Raw genomic sequence first — 20,679 nt, forward strand, 5'->3', positions numbered from 1 at the left:
AATTTGCTTCGCAAATTCGGGTAATGACGTGTGTAATTTATACGAAATTAATCTACTCTTTATACGCATGAACTATCTTGGCAACAAGGTTATGACGGACTATATCATCTTCCCCGAACTGAACATAACCTATCTCATCTATATTGCGTAGTTTGTTCAGGGCATCATCTAGACCTGATTTACTGTGTGGAGGCAGATCGATTTGTGACAGGTCACCGTTTACTACCATTCTTGAATTTTCACCAAGTCTGGTAAGGAACATTTTCATTTGAGTAGGAGTAGCGTTTTGTGCTTCGTCTAAAATAACGAATGCGTCTTTTAATGTACGCCCTCTCATAAAGGCAAGAGGTGCTATTTCTATAACCCTGCTTTCGATATATTTTTGCACCTTTTCCGCAGGGAACATATCATACAAGGCATCATATAAAGGCTGCATATAAGGGTCTACCTTCTCTTTCATATCACCGGGTAGAAATCCTATTTTTTCTCCCGCTTCAACTGCAGGACGCACCAGAATAATACGCTCAACCTTATGATTAAGAAACATTGAAACACCCACCGCAACAGCCAGATAAGTCTTACCCGTACCGGCAGGACCATTGGCAAATACAAGGTCTTTTTTATATAATGCTTTTATATATTGTTTTTGCGTATTGGAATGAGGTACTATCTGTTTTTTAGCAGTTTTAACAACAATTTCCTGTTCAAACAGGGTGTTTTTTTCTTTCTTTTTTTCGCCTTTGTTATTTGATACCATGCGTAAAGCTGCTTCAACTTCGCTCATGCCCACCTCCATACCTTGTTCGAGTTTATGATATAGCGACTCTAATATATGCTCCGCCTGAGTTACTTTTTCATTATCACCCGATATAAATATCATATTACCGCGAGATGTTATTGAAACCCCAAGCTTTTCTTCGATTTTCAGTAGATTGCAGTCTTGCTCACCAAATAATGCGGTAAGATGAAGATTATTGTCGAATGACACATATTTTGGTTTTTTTTTCAATATAAGCCTTTATTGCCGTTAATTGATAAAAACATCTTATAATACAATTATATCTTAAATATAGGATTATTTACAGACTTATTTTAATAAAACTATAAAAATAAAATAAAACATATATTTACAATTAAACTGTTAATATAATGTTGCACGCATAATATAAATGTAATATCAATATTATAAAACAGAGGTTATATTATGACAGATATAAAGAGCAACGGTCATTACCTTTTGAAGGGGTATCTTGAAAACGCTATTGATATACCCAAAGACAGTAAGACAAAAGCAATTACGGTTATTTCAGGTTTAGCAGCCGCATTAAGTTCGGATAATTACAACCCGTTTGCAAATAATTTACAAGAAATCCTACTGGAAACCGAGTTAGACGAAAAAGCCTTGCCCTTTAAATCATTGGCAAAACAGTCATTTGACCATGTAAAGAGAAACCGTGCCGCTTATTTAAGAGAAAATTACTCTGAAGATGCATTTGCTCAAACTGAAATACCACAGCTAGTACAAACATATAAAAACCCAAGTATTATAGACCAGAAAAAACCACCGCAAATTACGGACGCTGATAAAGCCAGAGAATTTTTAACGGAATCTGTTTTTGAAATTATTTTTGAACAACTATCAGCATTAAAGCTTGAAAAAGAACAGAAAAATTCAATGCCCCTTTCCGACATTGACGATATAATGTCGGTTCTTACCGACAACCCTAAATATTTAGGTTGGCAAAAAAAAGACGCTTTACAAGAAATGAGCATTTCGCAAACGCCTGACAAAGCATACAAAAAGGTTCCCGGCGAAATAACTTTCGTTTCAATGGTAACAACACAAAGTTCGCAAGAAGAACATAGCGTCAACCCCGAAATTTTTGATGATACCTCAACAACCTCCGCCGACAGTATTCCCCTGCACAGAAACCGCCTTGACAGGAACAGGAACGGCGGAACAGCAACTTTAAGCAACAGCTCTAACGAAACTCCGGCAGGGCAAAGACCTGCTTTGTTAAGGAGAGATAGTAGAACCGAGGGGTCTTTAAGCCTTAGTTAGTTTACTTACTCATTCCTTAAAAGCGTTGAAGGACGGAAGCTGAAAAGCTTTTTATTTCCTATATAACCGATAATCCAGATAACCGCTACACAGCCTGCTATAGTTATTAATGTAACATGCGGCATAATATAAAACTCATCACCCCTTAAACGGTTATTTATCAGATAAGCCGCTATCGTACCGATAGTGGCAGCTATTATAGAAGTTACAAAAGCAAGCAGCATCCACTCAACAGTGCAGCTTTTTAATATATCGATACGCCTTGAACCCAGAACTTTTAATATAGCCACATCATACATTCTTTGCGTTAGGGTTGCACTTAAAGCACTTGTTAAAACCAATATTCCCGCAAACAGGCTTATTCCGACAGTAATTCTTAATGCAATTGCGATATTAGCCATAATATCCCGTACTAATTTAACTACCTCACGGGTGCGTACAGGTGTTATTGTAGGGAATTGCTTTGCTATTTTGCCAACAAGTTCAAATTCTTTTTGCGAATCTGGCTTCATATGTATAGTTGCAAGGCTGGTATGCGGCAGGTTTTCAATTGCCGCAGGAGTGAACATCATAGCAAAATTAAGCTGGAAGGTTGAATAATCTATCTTTCTGGCACTTGCTATTTTGGCGGTAATATCACTACCCAGAACACTGACCGTAATTGTATCGCCGATATCTACGCCCATACCGTCTAAAAAGCGTTCATCTACTGAAAGCAAATGCTCACCTTGATAATTTTCTTCCCACCACTTTCCTTTGACTATATTTGCGTTAGAAGGAGGTTTTGAGCTATAGCTTAGCCCCCTGTCACCACGTACCGCCCAGCTTATATCATTTTTTACCTTTACATTTTCTACAGGCACTCCGGCAATTTGAGTAATTCTTCCTCTTACCATAGGATAGAGAAGAATATTTTCCTCAGAAGCATATTCACTAAGCAATTTTTTAATATCCTCTTTCTGGTCGGGCTGAATATCAATTAAAAATAATGATGGAGCTCTTTCCTGCATTATCTGCTTTATACGGTATTGGAAATTTGCCTCCGTCAAAGTCAGTGCTATAAGAACCGTAAGGCTGATACCGATAGCAAAAACAACTGTTGTAGTAGATGAGCCGGGGCGGTGCATATTACCCAAAGCCAGTTTCAACCATGGAGTTTTTACTTTTATTTTCTTTGTGATTTTTTTTACCAGTACGGCACTTAAACCGAATAGCAGAAAAGATACTGCTATAACAGCCACAGCTCCGATTATAAACAGCTTGTCATTAGCCGTTACATACAAAGTTCCCAACAGACAACCTACAAGAAAAGAAACCACAACTCGCATTTTTTCATTATTACTAAAGCGTAGCATAGCTATTTTACTTCTAAATAATGTTGAAGGCTTTACTTCAACGGCACTGAACAATGCAGGAAAAGAGAATATATAAGATATCAGCAAACCATACCACATAGCCAAAAGCAAAGACGGTATATAAATACTCCCCTGCCCTTCTAATGTCGGTAAAAAATTAGCAATTACAGGCATAATTAAACCAGTGGCAAAGACGGATATTACGATACCTACCGCCCCTCCCAGTAATGATAAGATTCCGATTACCGTAACATATGTAAGCATTACTATTCTGCCTGATGCACCCTGAACTTTTAAAATCGCCATGGTATGGGATTTTTTTTCAAGGTAGGCACGCACAGAACTAGCTATACCGATACCCGCTATCAGGAAAGTAGCTATTCCCGACAGAGTCATAAAAGCAAGTAACTGGTCTAAAAACTCCTTTAAATTGTCGTTTCCGTCAGTACCGTTTTCAACTCTCCACGACATTTCAGGGAACTGTTTTCCAAGCTCTTTCTCTACTTCTTTGACATATTTTTTATCAGCTATTACATTATCAGGCAGGTCAATCCTATATCTGTGAGAAACTAAGCTGAAGGTCTTTACTATATCCGTCTCTTTTAAAGACTCTATACTCATCATTACCCTTGGACCGAAAGTAAATATCTGCACAGCTCTGTCAGGTTCTTTTTTTATAGTACCCCTTATAACAAACTTTCCCGAACCTACTCTCACTTCATCGCCTACACTAAGATTAGTCTGCGATAATAAAATAGGGTCAACGATTAATCCGTTATTAGCCAGAGCATTTTCTTTTGATATTTCTTCGTTTAATTCCAAATTGCCGATTAAAGGATAATTCTCGTCTACCGCCTTAATTTCTATGAGGTTGCTACGTTCCTCATGATACAACATGGATCTGACGGTAGCCACATAAGATAACCTCCCGTATTTTGTCAGGAAATCTTTTTGCTCCTGCGTTATCTCAACGCCCCTTACACGCACTTCAATATCGCCTCCGAGCAGACTTTGTGCTTCATCTTTTAGTGTTTTATTTACAACCGAGCCGAACGTACTTACGCTAGCCATTACCGAAACGCCGAGAATAAGGCATGCCAGAAAAACATAAAAATGTTTCCGACCATGATAAAGCTCACTTTTTGCAAGTTTCCAAGATAGTTTTAAATCACTTTTTTTCATTAATCTTACCGTCTTGCATTACAAATTTTCTGGACGACATTTCCGCCAGCTTCGGGTCATGAGTAATCAGCAAAAGTGTAGTTCCCGAATTATCTTTCATTTGTAATAAAAGATCGGTAACTATTTTGCCGTTTTCACTATCAAGGTTACCGGTAGGTTCATCGGCAAGCAATATCTTAGGGCATGTAGCAAATGCCCTTGCCAGAGCCACTCTTTGTTGCTCCCCTCCCGATAGCTGGTCGGGATAGTGATCCGTTCTTTTTTGCAGCCCTACTTCTTTAAGGCTGTTTTTTGCTATTTTTGCAGCGTCACCGATACCTGCAAGTTCCAATGCCACCTCAACATTTTCAAATGCCGTCATTGTCGGGATTAAGTGGAAATTCTGAAAAACAATACCTATATTATCTCGCCTGAAAGCCGCCAACTCATCTTCATCAAGATCCTGCAATTCTTTTCCGGCAACTTCAATTTTTCCTGAAGTAGCTTTTTCTACTCCGGAAATTAACATCATCAGGGAAGTTTTCCCGGAACCTGACGCTCCTGTAACGCTAATAAAATCTCCACTCTGTACATTCATATCAATTTGTTGTAAAATGTTAATATATAAGCCAGAGGGTCCTTTAAGGGTCAATGAGACATTAGAAAGCGATATTATGTTTAAATTATCTTTACGCATATTTTTATTTATATTTGTGTTTATCTCCTCTCCAGTATCACACGCAGAGGAAAAATCCGCAACCTCAATCTTGCTGTTCGGAGATAGTATTATTGCCGGATACGGTCTTGCGAAGCTTCAAAAACTTGACCACAAGCTTGAAACTATCCTTAATGAAGAAGGTTACTTAATTAAGGTAATCAATGGAGGAGTATCGGGAGACACAACCGCAGGAGGGCGAAACAGAATAAAATGGGCTTTAGAAAAACATAATCCCGATATCATTCTTATAGCACTGGGCGGTAACGACTTATTACGCGGATATCCTCCTCAGGTTATAAAGTCGAATGTAGAGGCTATGATAAAAACCGCACGGGAAAAGAACGTGTTTTTAATCTTATCCGCAGTAGAAGCGCCCCTTAACTACGGAGTAGATTACCAAAAGCAGTTCAATGCGATATATACGGAACTAGCCGAACAATATTCTATTCCTTTATACCCGTTTCTATTGAAAGGCGTTTTTGGCAAAACACTCTATATGCAAAGTGATAAGATACACCCTAATGAACTGGGAGTCGATGAAATAGCCAAAGGCTTAGCTGATTATTTTATTAAAAATATAAAAAACAATCAGGACGACGAATAAAAATAAGTGTCCGATAAATATATTGAACAATGCTGTCATTACCCGAATTTTCGTAGGAAATTATAAGAGCAATCTCAGCAGGCTATCGCCATAGTTTCCTATAGTAAAATTACTAAAGAAGGCTCTGCAAAAGTCAAAAAACTACTCTCCCCTTGCCGGAGAGTTAAAAACACGAAAGTGTTTTTGTGAAGACCTCTGCATAATACGTCATCGCCTGAATTTGTGAAACAAATTATAGGGCGATTCTGGTGAGATTACCCTATAATTGCCTTTGGCAATTCGGGTAATGACAAGTTTTATTTGCATTATGCAGAGGTCTTTTGTGAGGGGTGGAAACTCGCAAGTATTTGTTATATATACATGTATCACCCCCCTACCCCGCACACGGGAGAAGGGATAAAAAGAACTCAAATTTGAACTTTGCAACATTTTGCAGATGCTTCTGTAGGCGTTAAATACTCTAAAGAAATCTAAGGTTGCCTTGATTGGTGTTCGCTAATAATTTTTTTAAAGTCTTTTTCAGCTATATCCCAACTAAACAACTTTGAAACCGTTAAACCTTCATTACAATTGTCCGGCGATTTTTTTTCCTCAAATTTATGATAACTTGAGGACTTTGCAACAATATCACGCACCTTCACCATTGTTATTAATTTATCGGAGGCTTGTTCTCCCCAATTTTCTTTGGCAGTTTCTATTAATGCCTTATTATAGTAATCATTGTCCTTTTTTACCCCTGTCGCCACAATATCATCTATTACACAGCGGTCATTATACTTATCCTGCTCCGTTTTATCTTTTATATTCATATTAGTCCTATGCCTTGTTGCGTATATATCGGCCCCGGTCTTTATAAGAGCGGAAACTCTATCTATCGCTATTGAAGACGGATTTAGCTGTTCGGCTATATTAAATAGCTGGGAAGTAGGGTCATCAAACATTACATGCACTATGTCTTCATCTTTCTGGTCTGATATTTCAGCCATAGGATTCATCTGGTTTTTTCTATATGACTGCACTAAAAATGCCAGTTGCTTATATATATATCTGTTTTCATCTTTTTGTTCGGGTAAGTTCGAGCTATTATTAAAAATATCCTCAACAGTTTCACCATCTTTATTTTTAGACCCGAGATCAATACCGCTAACTGTTAGCTGCTTAATTATTTCCATACCGTAATCGACATAGATTTTTGCATTATCTTCATTTTCAGAAAACTTTCTGACAATGCCTTTAGCTATCAAATGTGCCGTATTATTCCCCTCATCATCAAGTACCATGTCAGGGTTAAGACCTTTTTTAGTTACCTTTAAAACGCCTCCTAAAAGATCGTTTCCCAAAAGATAACGCACATTACTTGTGTTAAACTTTTCTTTTGGCTTTAATGCTTCCGTATTAAATTTATCTTCCTGTTTATCCGCCTCAAAATAAATACCTTTTTCATTATCCCCATTTAAAAATCCCCACAAACCTTTTAGTAAACGGAACATTTCAAGCTTTGTATCGTGTTTGCCGTCTATGTTCTTACCGAGATGCGGCTTATCATTATAATAAGTGTTTCTATTCTTTAAACCTGAACGGTATTGTTGTACAAACGCAGGGTCTAAAAAGGCTTTAGAACCGACTAGCAACGCCGGTAAAATTAACGCAGATGTTTTCATAATAAACTTTCATCCATAAAATAAAATGATTTGTAAATTTTATCTTCTAACTTATAAAACAAAGGCTCTTTATGCTCCTTGCTTTGTCGAGTAACTTTTATTATCGGATAATATAAATTCTCGATTTTATTTAAATTTGAATCTGCTGCATACAATTTTCCGTCTGCAAGTAATCGAAAAAAGTATAAAACTCGCTCCATTCACCTTTATTCCTAATGCTAAACTACCGCCTGTAATTTATTTTTCTTTACAATATAACAATCGGATTTAACATCATCTTTAATCTGTGTATTAAGCCTATTTATTATTTGACTTCCATAAGCACGTATCGCATTAACTGCAACACTATTTCCAAGCTGTTTCATTGCCTGTGTTTCAGAAACAGGGAATTGGAAATTTGCAGGAAAACCCTGCATTGCAAGCCCTTCTTTTGAGGTTATTCTTAAATGTTCATTATTAACAAGATACGAATCCCAATTTCTTCTATCTGATAGCCCTGAGCCTCTGCCTCCGACTCTTAAAGTGTAACCTACTTCTTTATTGCATTTGCCACCTAATATATCTGACATAGTCATTTTTAGCGGTACTTTTTTAGGGTGTTCAAAAGGCAATTCATATTTATCTTCCTTTCTAAATCCTACCATAAACAATCTAGGTCTATGTTGTGGTAATCCGAAGTCGGAAGCCTTTACTATCTCGTAATGAAAATCGTATTTAAGCTCTTTATCTATAATGTTTTTTATAATTGCAAAAGTTTGCCCGTTATCATGCTTTAAAAGGTGTCTTACATTTTCAAGAAATATAGCTTTTGGTTTTTTTACCTTAATTATATCTCTTATTTTAAAAAACATATTTCCACGAGAATCTTTTTCTTCTTTAAATCCTCGCTTAAAACCTGCCTGACTAAACGGCTGGCAAGGAAACCCTGCACATAAAATATCAAAGTCAGGTATTTCTTTGTCTATATCATTATAAGCAATTTTTAAAATATCATCATTAAATTTGCTAGACTTAAATAGTTTCGGTGATATTACTTTTAAATTATGCTCATAAGTTTTACGGGCGTGAGGGGCGATTTCAGACGCAAAAACACATTCCGCACCAAGCTCATGAAATGCGTAGTGGAAGCCTCCAATGCCTGCAAACAAATCGATAAACTTATATTTTTTTTTCATTTCAACCCCTACGGGACTTTACATCAAAAGTATAATATTTCAATTACTCAAAACATTTATTTGTTATTTCGTTTATGTTGTTATTAGAATTTATCCAGCATATTGTTTTATTTACCACTGTGTCAAAACGCTCTTTTCCCTTACCTTTTAATGAACAACCCCAAATTATCAAAACCCTATATCCCTTTTCTTTCAGGACATTTATAACCTTTAAGTCACGACATTTATTTGATTCTATTTTCTTTTTCCAAAATTCGGTTCTAGTTTTCGGTAACGCTCCGGCTTTGCAGTTATGCCCGTGCCAAAAACAGCCATGAAAGAAAATAACTGCATTATACTTTTTTAGATATATATCGGGCTTTCCTTCTATAGAACCGGTATGAAGACTATATCTAAAACCTTGTTTAAATATAGCCTTTCTTAACATAATTTCGGGCTTTGTATCTTTGCCCTTAACGGCAGACATTACCTTACTACGTTTTTCCTTTGTGAATATATCCATAAGGATATTATATAACATTACGAGTTCATAAAATGAACAACATTCGTTGAAAGATTCGATTTTCAAAGGGAAATAATTGATATCAAACAAAAGAAGTTTGCTTGTTTTTTTAGAAATGCCTCGGCATATTTTTTATATCGAATTATTTAAAATTTTTTTAGTATCTTGAAGTCTGGTAGTATCTTTTAATACTCTCGCATGCTTGGCATATTTTTTTATAAAATACTCGGCTCTAACATCTGCTGTACATATAGCATTCGATTTAGAGAAAACTAATATCGCAACTAAGTGTTCGTCATCAAAATCATCATTTTTTTCTTTGCTTTTATACTCATCGGCTAATGCATCAATTCTACAACCATCTAAAGAAATTATTTTGTTTATTTTGTTTAACTCTACAATAATAGGTCTGTATTTTATTAGTATGAACGTTAGTTGTTTATTTTTTTGTTACTCAAAAACAACATCCTTCATAAACCTTTGTTCTGTTTTAAAGTAGGTAATAAGCACTTTCAACTAAAATTGAATAGTAGTTTTTTGTCCACACTTTGAAAATTACATATTAGGAGTTAGAATATTATGTTCGTAAACTTAACAGAACATGTTTTAGAAGATTTTCCTCATTAATTCGAGGAAAGCCAATATAAAATGGTGGGCGTTGAGAGATTCGAACTCCCGACATCCACGGTGTAAACGTGGCGCTCTACCAGCTGAGCTAAACGCCCACTTAAAAAGAAGTGAGGAGGAAGCTTATACAACTCATTTTTACAACAATCAACATAAAATTAGATATAATTATTATTTTTTATAGTAACCGGACGATTATTTCTTTATTTATGTTTTTTAACCGAATTCAAATTAAATACATATAAAAAATATGCATGAGATATCTTACAGAATCTATTATGAAGACACAGATAGCGGCGGTGTTGTCTATCATGCCAACTATCTGAAATTTGCCGAACGGGCGCGTACTGATTTTTTGCGTTCCATAGGCATTACCCAGTCAACACTGGCAAAAGAACAAGGCATATTATTTGTGGTCAGACACATTGAAATGGATCTGTTAAAGGGTGCTAAACTAGACGATATGCTTAATATCAAAACTAATATTGATAAAATGTCCGGTGCAAGTATGGTAATGAACCAGACAATATCAGCTTACGAAAACCTTCTTTGCAAAATAACGGTTAAAGTAGCATGCGTGAACAGCGATATAGCACCTGTCAGGATACCCAAAGAAATAAAAGAACGGTTTTCTGTACAAGGATAATTGAAATTATAAAATCACTCTCATCAAGCAAAAAAGACTCCGGCAAGCGTAAACACAAAAAATATTGCCTCCGCTATGCCCACACTATAGCGTTCTTTATGTTATTACTTTACATCACGCCAGATTATTTTTTTAGCCATATAGAATAAAACGGTAAATATAATCAAATAGGCAAATACCTTAATTCCCATACGCTTGCGCTGCTCCATCTCAGGCTCTGCTGCCCACTGTAAAAACACAGTAACATCTCTTGCCATTTGTTCGGTAGTAGCATTAGTGCCGTCCATGTATTCAATTAATCCTTCCATTAATGGCGGAGCCATGGCTATTTGGTGACCGGAGAAGTACTTATTATAATTCATGCCTTCATTCATTTGCATATCGCTCGGTGCTTCTTCATAACCCGTAAGTAATGAATAAAGATAGTTAGCACCGTCAGGGCGTGATTTTACTATCAATGAAAGATTAGGCGGATAAGCACCGCCATTTGCGGCACGTGCTGCCTTTTCATTGGCAAAAGGCTTTTTAAACCTGTCAGACGGGCGACCTTCACGCTCAAACATCTCTCCGTCATCATTAGGACCGTCAATTATAGTTGCCTCTGCCGCAATGGCTTTAACCTCATCTTCTGAAAATCCTATTGCTTCCAAGTTACGGTATGACACATATTCTAAAGCATGGCAACTTGCACATACATCTTTATATACCTGAAAGCCACGTTGGGCAGCTTGCCTGTCAACAGTACCGAAAGCACCGTCAAACGGCCATTTAATTTCTTTAAGTTGTATATCTCCACCACCTGCTGCAAAGGCATTTGTTGATAATAAAATTAAAGTAAGAAATAATTTTTTCATTTTTAAATCCAAATTATTTATTTTTGCATTTTTTATATGCGGCATCAATCGATTCGGGTATTGCTTTTGGTTTTTCTATTTTTCCCAGTATCGGAAGGATAAACAGAAAATATGCAAAATAGTAAAAAGTCGATAAACGTGACAATATTACATACATACCCTCGGCAGGCTTTCCGCCTAAATACCCTAAGAAAATAAAGTTAAAGGTAAACAACCAAAAGAAAATTTTGAAAACAGGTCTGAAACTACCGCTCTTTACTTTTGATGTATCCAGCCAAGGTAATACAAAAAGTATCAGCAAAGAGCCGAACATGAATAATACACCGCCTAATTTATCAGGTATGGCACGTAATATTGCGTAGAAAGGCAGGAAATACCACTCAGGTACGATATGTGCCGGTGTAACCATAGGATCAGCCGGAATATAGTTATCGGGGTGACCTAAATAGTTAGGGGCGAAGAAAAGGAAATAAGCGAATAAAAGGAAGAATATACCGAACCCGAAAAAATCCTTAACAGTGTAATAAGGGTGGAACGGAATAGTATCTTTCTCTGTTTTAGGCTCAACCCCCGTAGGGTTGTTAGAACCGTTCACATGAAGTGCTACTACGTGCAACACAACCAGACCAAGTAATATGAAAGGTAATAGATAGTGAAGTGCAAAGAAACGGTTAAGAGTCGGGTTATCCACCGAGAAACCGCCCCAAAGCCATTGTACGATGCTTTCACCGACTACAGGAATGGCTGAAAATAAGTTTGTGATTACCGTAGCACCCCAAAAGCTCATTTGTCCCCAAGGAAGCACATAGCCCATAAATGCAGTAGCCATCATAACTATGAAAATTATTATACCGAACCACCATAATATTTCTCTGGGAGCTTTATATGAACCGTAATAAAGACCACGTAATATATGTAGATACACAGCCATAAAGAACATTGACGCACCCACTGCGTGCGTATATCTTATCAACCAGCCGTAATTAACGTTACGCATAATATTCTCTACGCTACCGAATGCCAGCTCGGAATTAGGAGTATAATGCATAGCAAGTACAATGCCGGTAACAATCTGAATTATTAATGCTATTCCTAATATGGAACCTAAATTCCACGCATAACTTAAATTTTTAGGAGCTCTATACTCAGCCGAATGCTTTAAAAAACTAAATATAGGTAAACGCTCTTCTATCCAGCCTTTTACACCTGTATATTTTTCTTGGCTCATTTTACTAACCGATTTTTATTAAATTATCATTTAAGAATTCGTATGGAGGAACGAGAAGGTTTGTCGGAGCCGGTCCTTTCCTGATACGACCCGATGTATCGTAGTGAGAACCGTGGCAAGGACAAAACCAGCCGTTATATTCACCCTGATAGCCAAGAGGCACGCACCCAAGGTGAGTACAAACACCGACAACTACCAACCACTCGTCTTTACCCTCTTTTACTCTTTCTTTGTCAGATTCCGGATCAGGCAGCGTACTTACCTCTTCAGCTTGTGCTTTTTGAATCTCATCAGGCGTTCTGCGACGGATAAAAACAGGTTTTCCGCGCCACATAACCCTTATTGACTGACCTTCTTTTATGGAAGAAAGGTCTACTTCCGTGGACGCTAGGGCTAAAACGTCAGCCGAAGGATTAAGGGAGTCCACTAACGGCCATGCAACGGATAAAGCACCGACACCCGCCATGGCACTTGCAGTTAACACTATGAAATCACGCCTTGTTTGACTGTCATTTTTAGCATTATCAGTCATAATCTTTCCTTAAATTTAATAGTACTAAACTAAAATTTATAGCCTATATATATAATTTGTTTCATAAAATCCAGTGATAATTTAACTGATTTTTTACGGGCGGATATTTAATCTGATATTTTTTGCAATTAAACTATTAGTTTTTAGATGTTTACCTAGCATTTTTGTTATGATACTAAATACTGGTATTATATTGTTTTTTTATGCATTTGACATCATGAGGATAAAAATATGAAACTTTCAGCATTAGTGTTTACACCTCTGGCATTAGCGGCTTTTGTAACCCGTAATACTCAGCCTTCAAGAAGTTCTTTCGGTATTAAAAAACATGGATTTGTTGATAGAGTATCTCAAAATACAAAGCCTGAAAAAAAATTATTCTATAGCAATGACGGCAATAATGATGATTTAAATTCTGTAAATGATAACGATTTTAGACCCAAAGAAAAATATCCTCCTGCTATTTTGTATAATAATTTCTTAAGAAGAAACTGGGGGGCTTTAAAACAAAATTATCAGGACGGGGCTAATCCGGATATGGTATTGAAAAACGGCAATACGCTTGCACATCTTGTATCGGGCTTGCCTTTAGGCTCGTTGCTGACCTCTGCTTATAATAACTCCGTAGATACTTTGACACGTTTAAGTGAAAGCGGTTATGACTTTAGTATCAAAGACGCTAACGGACGCACGGCAAAGCAGGTAGCGGAAAATACCGGTAATAAAGAACTGGCTTTAAAAATAAAGAAACTATCCGAGCAGCAAATGAAAATTCCACCGGAAACAAAAGAGGTTAACCGAAGGCTTTATACGATAGCATTACAGGAAAATCCTACAAAAATAGCAAGAAAAATGGCAGCAAATTATTTAAAGGCGGGAGCAAACGTTGATGAGGGAATGCCTTACAAGGATATAAGATTGCAGGATAAAGGCGGCAATAGACAAGATGATGATTCTATACCGGACTTCCGGTTCAAAAAAACTACTATAATGGACGAGGTGTATAAAAATTGGGATAAAGAATCCGTGAATGCGTTTAATAAGCTACAAAATATTGCCGAGAAAAACGCAAAAATAGCTTTTGACCATAATTTGTTAAAGCAGATGCATATTGATGATAACGATAAGTTTAATGAAATGAATCGAGAATGGCAAAACGCCGTTAATGAATTTGTGGCACTTGAAAAACCAAGACAGGAAGAACCTTCAGAAAAGAGAGGACGCGGGATAGTTTAAAATCCTAATATTATATAGTATTTTCTAGTTAAAAGAAAAAACTATGCAACTTTTATTATACGACTTGTCACCCCGTTATAAAAACGGGGTGACAAGTCGTAGTTCTGCTCGAATTAGAAAACGCTACATACTTTCAATTCATTGTCATCATCTAAATATCAAAGTATTTAAAAGTATAATTAAAAAGTGAATTTTCTACTTTTAGTAGTTGTAATTTTTATGAATATGGTTTTTATATTAGATGATATCTATAATTTATAGATATTTAATAATAAAAATTTTAATAAGTATGAAATTTTAAATATAAGGATATGAAATCATGAAACCTGCCATCACAGCCGCTTTTATAGGAACTTTAATGGGACAAAATAGGGAAGGACTAAATTCGGGAGGCATTGCAAATACTCCGAGATTCGCCCCTGATAAGCCGCCAAGCTTTGCCGACAGGGTTAGCGGGTTGCAGTATCAGATAGGTATGGGCGATGCCGACTTAGGCGATGATGATAAAAAGCCATTCGATATCAGTAAGTTTTTTAAGTTTGATCCTAAAACGCTTATTTCGAATAAAGAAAAACTTTCAGCACGGCAATTGCAAAGTATGGTCAATGAAGGGGATTTTGAGGGAGTAAATAACGCTTATAAGACAGGCGGTGCTAATCCCGACCTTAAATTCGATATAAAGGATAAAAACGGCAAAGTAGTAAGTAGCGGTAATAATATGGCTCACATTCTTGCTAACGAACTAAATAATAAAGAAGGGCTTGAAAGCCGTATCATGCCTTTGTTTTCCGCAATGAGAGAGTATGCAACTAGCGGCGGAAATCTATCCGAGCCAAATAGTGCCGGAGAAACACCTACGGCAATTATAGAGAAAAGCGGAGGAGATGATAAAGGACGGGATTACAGATCGGAGCTTAAGGGCGACATAGAACGCTATAAAGCCGAGCAGATGGGAATGTTTTATGCCGATGATAAAGGATATGTATTTTCAGGGCCTCAAAAATATGCAAGCTACTCAAGCCCTACCGAGCAGATGTTAAATTTGGTTTATCAGTCCGGTGATAAAATTTCAGAAAAAGGAAAGCAGCGGATTTCTAACCTTATCGAATCAGGTGCAGACTTTGATACGAAAATCGGTAAGATTTTTGAAGGTACAAAGGACGAGGAAACGGTAAAGGATCGTGATTCGACTCTTGCAGATATAGCCGTTCAAAACTGGGGTTCTAAAATGGCCAAACAGGCATTTGAAATGGCAGGTGCTGTTAAAAAAATTGATGATTTTGTAGAAAAAAATATCGGCGAAGATTTTGATAGCCTGAAAAAACCAGTTAATTTGATGAAAGCGTCAAAAGGAAGACAGGAAGAGGAACTTAACAGGCTTCTTGCTACCCGAGAATTAAGCGGACTTTATAAGGAGTTCGATGAATCGGCAGAACAATTCAAAGGTGGTAACAAAAGTCAGGGATTGGGCAAATAGTTCATATCTGCAATAGGTTTTTTAGATGTAAATACGGATAATCGAAGTATTACCGATGACGGCTTTTATTCGTCAAAAGTCGGCTACACTGTCCGCAGTTCCAACCGATATATAGCAGATTAGCTTAAGAATCGGACAAGGAAATGAAGGCGAAGTTTAGATAACCTAAATGAGCCTAACATTAACGATGTCCAAACTTAAGATAATCATGCTATCGTATAAAAATACAGTTGTTAATATGTACTACTTCGGTTATCCTGATAACTTTTTATTAATTAAAAAGTATAGAAAATCATGAAGTCATTAAAAAACATTGCACCTATATTACTTGCTACTAACCCTGATCTTGTTTCCGCATTTTCATCTTTGTCAGGTGACAAAAATTTGCCTGATAAGAATAAAATTCAAAATTCGGTCGGCTTTGTTGAAAAAACAGATATCAAACGTAAAAAATGGGGGTTTATGGATGGTCTGGAAGATAAAACTTATAGCACCACTTCTAAAAAAAATAATACTAGTGTTACGGAAGATAAACCCGAGATTATTCAAGGCGTGGTGTGCAAAGACGGTGTTTGCTACCTTAGCTTCGGTGACGAAAAAAACGATAACGTACAACAAAATCATAATGATCTTTTTGTAGTTGATGACAGTTCTAGTTTTGTAAACAAATATACTAAAACAAAAGATGACAATCAGGGAATGCAGCGATAAAACTTATTTATGTTATAGCTAAATAAATAAACGGCTATGCTGAACAAGTTTGATAATTTATATATCGGTCGAACACTCCCGATACTTTCATTCCATTTTAATTTTGACTTTTTATTAAATTTACTATATTCCGTTCCCACAATTATTAAAAAGCAGTTCAAAATAAGAAACGCTTTAAATTGTGCCTCTGTGGCGGAACCGGTAGACGCGCTGGATTCAAAATCCAGTTCTTTTAAAGAGTGAGGGTTCGATTCCCTCCGGAGGCACCACTTATTCTTCTTTTATTTTCTATTAACGTCCATTTAAGCTTTACTTTACAAGGCTTTTAGGCTTAACTGTCGTCCAGTGGCTTCCACTAACATTTACTAACATACCCCCATATCGGGGGGTATTTGTGGGGGTATCAATTTATTGCTGGGGGTATCTAGATGAAACTTACGAATACTGCGGTAGTTAACGCAAAGCCAAGAGATAAAGACTATAAGATGTTTGACGGTGGGGGTATGTTCCTACTGGTCAAAAAAGATGGTTCTAAGTATTGGCGGCTTAAATACAGGGTTTCCGGCAAAGAGAAGCTTTTAGCGTTGGGGGTATTTCCGCAAACAACTCTTAAGGAAGCTAGAGATAAAAAAGAAGATGCACGTAAACTAATAGAAAATGGCCAAGACCCAAGCGCAGTTAAGCAAGAAGCTAAACAACAAGCCATAGCTGAAGTTAAAAACACATTTGAAAACGTGGCCAAAGCATGGCATGCCGACAATATAGAGCGATGGACACCGGAAAATGCCCTTCGTATCTGGCGCAGGTTAGAGCGCAATATAATTCCAACTCTTGGCAAAAAGGCTGTTAATGACATTAAACCCTCTGAAATTCTGGCCTTAATACAGGTTATGGAAAAAAGAGACGCAACTTATCTTTCCAAAAAAACATTACAAACATGCGCCGCCGTTTTCCGTTATGCAAAAGCTTCAGATATGACGGAATTTAATCCAGCAGCAGACCTAAAGGATGCTCTAAAGCCTCATAAGGTAAAACACCACCCAACTATTGATGCAGAGGAGCTTCCGACCTTTCTTAAAAAACTAGAAGGTATTCCAGCAGCAGCAACAAATAAAATGTCCGTTCGTTTACTATTACTTACTTTCTTACGTCAGGGAGAGCTTCGCAAGTGTAAATGGGAATATATCGACTTCGACAAAAAGGAAATGACCGTCCCTGCTGAAATTATGAAAACACGCGATGCTCATATTGTTCCACTTGCACCTCAGGCAATAGAGCTTTTAAAAGAGATACATATATATAATGGTTGGAGTGATTATATATTTCCGGCGATGAACAGGCGCAAGAATCCATATATAAGCGAAAACACTATAAACAATATCATTCATAAGATGGGCTATAAGGGTGAAATGGTGGCGCACGGGGCAAGGTCTCTTGCCAGTACCATCTTAAATGAACATGGCTTCAAAGATGATGTTATAGAAAAACAGCTTGCTCATAAAGACGCTAACCAGATACGCGCTATATATAACCGTGCAGAGTACCTGCCCGAACGCCACGCCATGATGGAGTGGTGGGCGCAGTATTTAGAAAGAGCCGAAAATGGCGGCGGCAATGTTGTTGAAGGAAAGTTTGGTAATGCCTGAAACAAAGAAATCTATTGACCCAAATTATGTAAAATATGTGAAAGAACGTAGGGTATTTATTTTAGGAGCGGGATTTTCTGCTGCGGCTGGCATTCCTATGACAGGAGAACTATTACAAGCAGCAATGGAGAAATGCAAAAAGGAATGTCCTGGTTTCTACGAAAGAATATGTGGCTATACACAAGCGTACTTCGATTTGGAAGACTCCGAACCTGATTACACTAATTTATCATTTCCTGAAATAGCTACATATTTACATTATATTGAATTAAGGGAATATGGCGGAGGTGAGCGCTGGAATAATAATGGCTCAAAAGAAAATTTAGCATTACGCTTTTATTTATCTAAAACCATTTGTGAATTAACACCCTCGATAGAAAATATTCCTGATTTATACATTAAGTTTGCTGAACAATTAACCGCAGGTGATATAATTTTAACATTTAATTGGGATTGTTTACTAGAGTTGTGTTTAGAGAAGGCTGGGCAAGAATACTCCTACTTGCAAGAGGATAATAAAATAACAATAGTTAAATTACATGGATCAATTAATTGGCGCTTGGATAAAGATGAAGAGACTGATTATCAACTAAATGTAAGGTTCATTACTCTTCTGGGGAAAAGAATCTAGTAGCCCAAAATCATTTGTTGATGCGACCAAAAAAGGGTATGACGTCATATAATTGAACCTCTAAAAATATATGATTTAATCTATAATAGAGGCATGAAAACTATTCTCATTTAATCCTTTGTATTACTTACACATGATTATTACTTATAAAAATTTTCGCTCTAAATATGAGCATAAGAATAAACACTTAAGCAATCACACAACTATTTTATGTTATTATATCACAAAATAATGTAATTTTAAAATATTTATACATCACACTTCTAAGCTGTGGGTCAGAGGTTCGAATCCTCTAGGGCAGGCCATTTTTCTTATTAATAAAAATATTGTTAGGATAATTAAGTATTCATAGGTAGCCATAATGTAAATGTGCTTCCTTTACCATACTCGCTTTCTGCGGTTAGATCTCCCCCCATTATTCTGGCAAACTTACGTGATACTGCAAGGCCTAGTCCGGTGCCTCCATATTTGCGCGTTATTGAACCGTCTCCTTGAGAGAATGATTCAAAAATAGAAGTTAAGTGTTCTTCCTTAATGCCTATACCTGTATCGGAAACTGTAAATTTAAAGACCTCTTTATCATTAAAGGTATCAATATAAACTGATAGTTCAATAGTTCCGTCAGACGTGAATTTACAAGCATTATTTACAAGATTAACTAAACACTGGGTCAATTTTGTAGGCTCACAAAAAACCATTTCAATTTCATCAGACACATTTATTACAAGCTTGTTATTATTCTTCTCGGCACCAACTATGCAAATATTCTCAACATTGCTTATAATCGGAGCAATATATGAGTCTTCCAAAGTAAGGTCCATTTTGCCGGATTCTATCCTTGATAGGTCTAACACGTCATTTATAACATTAGACAGATGTTTAGCAGAGGAGTGTATCTTTTTCAAATCACCCTGCCCTGTTTTTACCCCTTCATCCAAAAGATCTTCCTGTAAAAGCTCACAATAGCCCATGATAGCATTTAACGGAGTTCTAAGCTCATGGCTCATATTAGCAAGGAAATTACCTTTAGCACGACTTGCTTCCTCTACCTTCTTAGTATGTTCATTCATATATTTGTGGTATGATTTTAATTGGGTCAACATCGACTCAAAACTCTTTCCTAATATACTTATCTCATCATTGTCATTTTCTCTTAATTTAGATTTTTCAATGTACACAGATTCCATATCCTCACCGTTAGAATCGGCAATTTTATTTGCAATTGATGAAATATAAACAACGGTAGCCACCTTGGGTTTTATTAATGAATATGCAACAAATATAGTAATTATAATGATTATTATAGAAACTAGAGAGCTTTGCATTATTAACAACTTTTTGCGATGCTTTATATAATCAAGCGAGAAGCCCATTCTAACAACACCTAGATTCTCCAATGGTTCTTGTTCAGATTGTCCCATACTATCGTTTAAACCATCATCTTCAGGAAAATCAGAGTCTTCCATGCTTCTTACCAGAACTACTGTAGAAAAATCATAGCCCTTAATTTCCTTTGAATTAGAGACCATAAAATATGGCTGTATTAAAGATGAAGTTGTTTGATTAGCCTTTTGGGACAGAGAGTCTGTTAGAATTTTTCCAACAAGTTCTTCATCACTGGCAGCCAATACTTTTCCTTTGTGGTTTGTTATAACTACATAATCAACATCCGGTTGCCTCATACGCCCCGCAATAAGTTCATTTAATATTACAGAGTCCTCAGTTAATAAACCGTAATAACTATCATATGCAAAGTTTGATGTGCTGGCCTCACCTCTTTTTTGAATCTCTTCCTTTAACTCTTGTGTAATCCAACTCATAAAGAACAGGTTAAGTGATACACAGACGGCAAT

The 20,679-nt window shown here is 36.6% G+C and carries 18 protein-coding genes, 2 tRNA genes and 1 pseudogene; 9 read left to right on the plus strand and 12 right to left on the minus strand.

The features are described from left to right. Positions 1-52 precede the first annotated feature (52 nt). Complete coding sequence (locus O2942_02850) at positions 53-1,009, minus strand: PhoH family protein (GenBank protein MDA0781187.1); 957 nt, start codon at positions 1,007-1,009, stop codon at positions 53-55. A 195-nt stretch (positions 1,010-1,204) separates the two neighbouring features. Here O2942_02850 and O2942_02855 point away from each other — a divergent pair, with 195 nt between their 5' ends. Then, positions 1,205-2,062: a hypothetical protein gene (locus O2942_02855; GenBank protein ID MDA0781188.1), complete on the plus strand. Its 858-nt coding sequence runs from the start codon at positions 1,205-1,207 to the stop codon at positions 2,060-2,062. Between the two features lie 5 nt (positions 2,063-2,067). Here O2942_02855 and O2942_02860 read toward each other — a convergent pair whose 3' ends face one another. Continuing rightward, positions 2,068-4,599, minus strand: a complete 2,532-nt coding sequence (locus tag O2942_02860) for a hypothetical protein (protein ID MDA0781189.1) — start codon at positions 4,597-4,599, stop codon at positions 2,068-2,070. After that, positions 4,586-5,275 (minus strand): ABC transporter ATP-binding protein, encoded by a 690-nt coding sequence (locus O2942_02865; GenBank protein MDA0781190.1) that lies wholly within the window; start codon positions 5,273-5,275, stop codon positions 4,586-4,588. Before O2942_02865 ends, O2942_02860 begins: the two co-directional genes overlap by 14 nt. Here O2942_02865 and O2942_02870 point away from each other — a divergent pair. Beyond that, on the plus strand, positions 5,253-5,900 hold the full coding sequence (locus O2942_02870; GenBank protein ID MDA0781191.1) for an arylesterase: 648 nt from the start codon (positions 5,253-5,255) through the stop codon (positions 5,898-5,900). The genes O2942_02865 and O2942_02870 overlap by 23 nt on opposite strands. 470 nt (positions 5,901-6,370) lie before the next feature. Here the strand turns inward: O2942_02870 and O2942_02875 are convergent, their stop codons facing one another. From O2942_02875 to O2942_02895, 5 genes and pseudogenes are all read right to left on the minus strand, one after another. Continuing rightward, positions 6,371-7,561, minus strand: coding sequence for a hypothetical protein (locus tag O2942_02875; protein MDA0781192.1), 1,191 nt, complete (start codon positions 7,559-7,561; stop codon positions 6,371-6,373). An 83-nt stretch (positions 7,562-7,644) separates the two neighbouring features. Then, positions 7,645-7,778 (minus strand): annotated as a pseudogene (locus O2942_02880) (HpaII family restriction endonuclease). Between the two features lies 1 nt (position 7,779). Next, entirely contained in the window at positions 7,780-8,736 is a 957-nt protein-coding gene (locus O2942_02885; GenBank protein ID MDA0781193.1) for a DNA cytosine methyltransferase, read from the minus strand. Between the two features lie 43 nt (positions 8,737-8,779). After that, complete coding sequence (locus O2942_02890) at positions 8,780-9,256, minus strand: very short patch repair endonuclease (protein MDA0781194.1); 477 nt, start codon at positions 9,254-9,256, stop codon at positions 8,780-8,782. Positions 9,257-9,887: 631 nt separating this feature from the next. Beyond that, positions 9,888-9,963: transfer RNA gene (locus O2942_02895), tRNA-Val, on the minus strand. A gap of 152 nt (positions 9,964-10,115) precedes the next feature. Here O2942_02895 and ybgC point away from each other — a divergent pair. Next, positions 10,116-10,511, plus strand: a complete 396-nt coding sequence (gene ybgC, locus O2942_02900) for a tol-pal system-associated acyl-CoA thioesterase (GenBank protein MDA0781195.1) — start codon at positions 10,116-10,118, stop codon at positions 10,509-10,511. Between the two features lie 104 nt (positions 10,512-10,615). Here ybgC and O2942_02905 read toward each other — a convergent pair whose 3' ends face one another. Genes O2942_02905 through petA form a run of 3 tightly spaced genes read right to left on the minus strand, consistent with a single transcriptional unit; the run spans position 10,616 to position 13,125 of the window. Next, positions 10,616-11,365, minus strand: coding sequence for a cytochrome c1 (locus O2942_02905; protein ID MDA0781196.1), 750 nt, complete (start codon positions 11,363-11,365; stop codon positions 10,616-10,618). Between the two features lie 13 nt (positions 11,366-11,378). After that, on the minus strand, positions 11,379-12,593 hold the full coding sequence (locus O2942_02910) for a cytochrome b N-terminal domain-containing protein (protein ID MDA0781197.1): 1,215 nt from the start codon (positions 12,591-12,593) through the stop codon (positions 11,379-11,381). 4 nt (positions 12,594-12,597) lie between these two features. Next, the gene (petA, locus tag O2942_02915; GenBank protein ID MDA0781198.1) at positions 12,598-13,125 is read right to left on the minus strand and encodes a ubiquinol-cytochrome c reductase iron-sulfur subunit; all 528 of its coding nucleotides are present in this window, start codon (positions 13,123-13,125) and stop codon (positions 12,598-12,600) included. Between the two features lie 231 nt (positions 13,126-13,356). On the opposite strand from petA, the gene O2942_02920 reads away from it, so the two are divergent. The 6 genes from O2942_02920 (at position 13,357) to O2942_02945 (ending at position 18,826) form a co-directional block, all read left to right on the plus strand. After that, on the plus strand, positions 13,357-14,361 hold the full coding sequence (locus tag O2942_02920; protein MDA0781199.1) for a hypothetical protein: 1,005 nt from the start codon (positions 13,357-13,359) through the stop codon (positions 14,359-14,361). 319 nt (positions 14,362-14,680) lie between these two features. Next, on the plus strand, positions 14,681-15,838 hold the full coding sequence (locus O2942_02925) for a hypothetical protein (GenBank protein ID MDA0781200.1): 1,158 nt from the start codon (positions 14,681-14,683) through the stop codon (positions 15,836-15,838). A gap of 294 nt (positions 15,839-16,132) precedes the next feature. Next, a complete protein-coding gene (locus O2942_02930) occupies positions 16,133-16,549 on the plus strand; it encodes a hypothetical protein (protein ID MDA0781201.1) in 417 nt (138 codons plus the stop codon). A 183-nt stretch (positions 16,550-16,732) separates the two neighbouring features. Then, positions 16,733-16,818 (plus strand) — tRNA-Leu (locus O2942_02935). 159 nt (positions 16,819-16,977) lie between these two features. Continuing rightward, the gene (locus tag O2942_02940) at positions 16,978-18,195 is read left to right on the plus strand and encodes a tyrosine-type recombinase/integrase (protein MDA0781202.1); all 1,218 of its coding nucleotides are present in this window, start codon (positions 16,978-16,980) and stop codon (positions 18,193-18,195) included. Then, entirely contained in the window at positions 18,188-18,826 is a 639-nt protein-coding gene (locus O2942_02945) for a hypothetical protein (protein ID MDA0781203.1), read from the plus strand. Before O2942_02940 ends, O2942_02945 begins: the two co-directional genes overlap by 8 nt. 338 nt (positions 18,827-19,164) lie before the next feature. Here O2942_02945 and O2942_02950 read toward each other — a convergent pair whose 3' ends face one another. Continuing rightward, positions 19,165-20,646 (minus strand): ATP-binding protein, encoded by a 1,482-nt coding sequence (locus tag O2942_02950; GenBank protein ID MDA0781204.1) that lies wholly within the window; start codon positions 20,644-20,646, stop codon positions 19,165-19,167. Positions 20,647-20,679 lie beyond the last annotated feature (33 nt).

It is taken from the genome of Pseudomonadota bacterium, from assembly GCA_027620075.1.
Classification (GTDB): domain Bacteria; phylum Pseudomonadota; class Alphaproteobacteria; order Rickettsiales; family UBA6187; genus 1-14-0-20-39-49.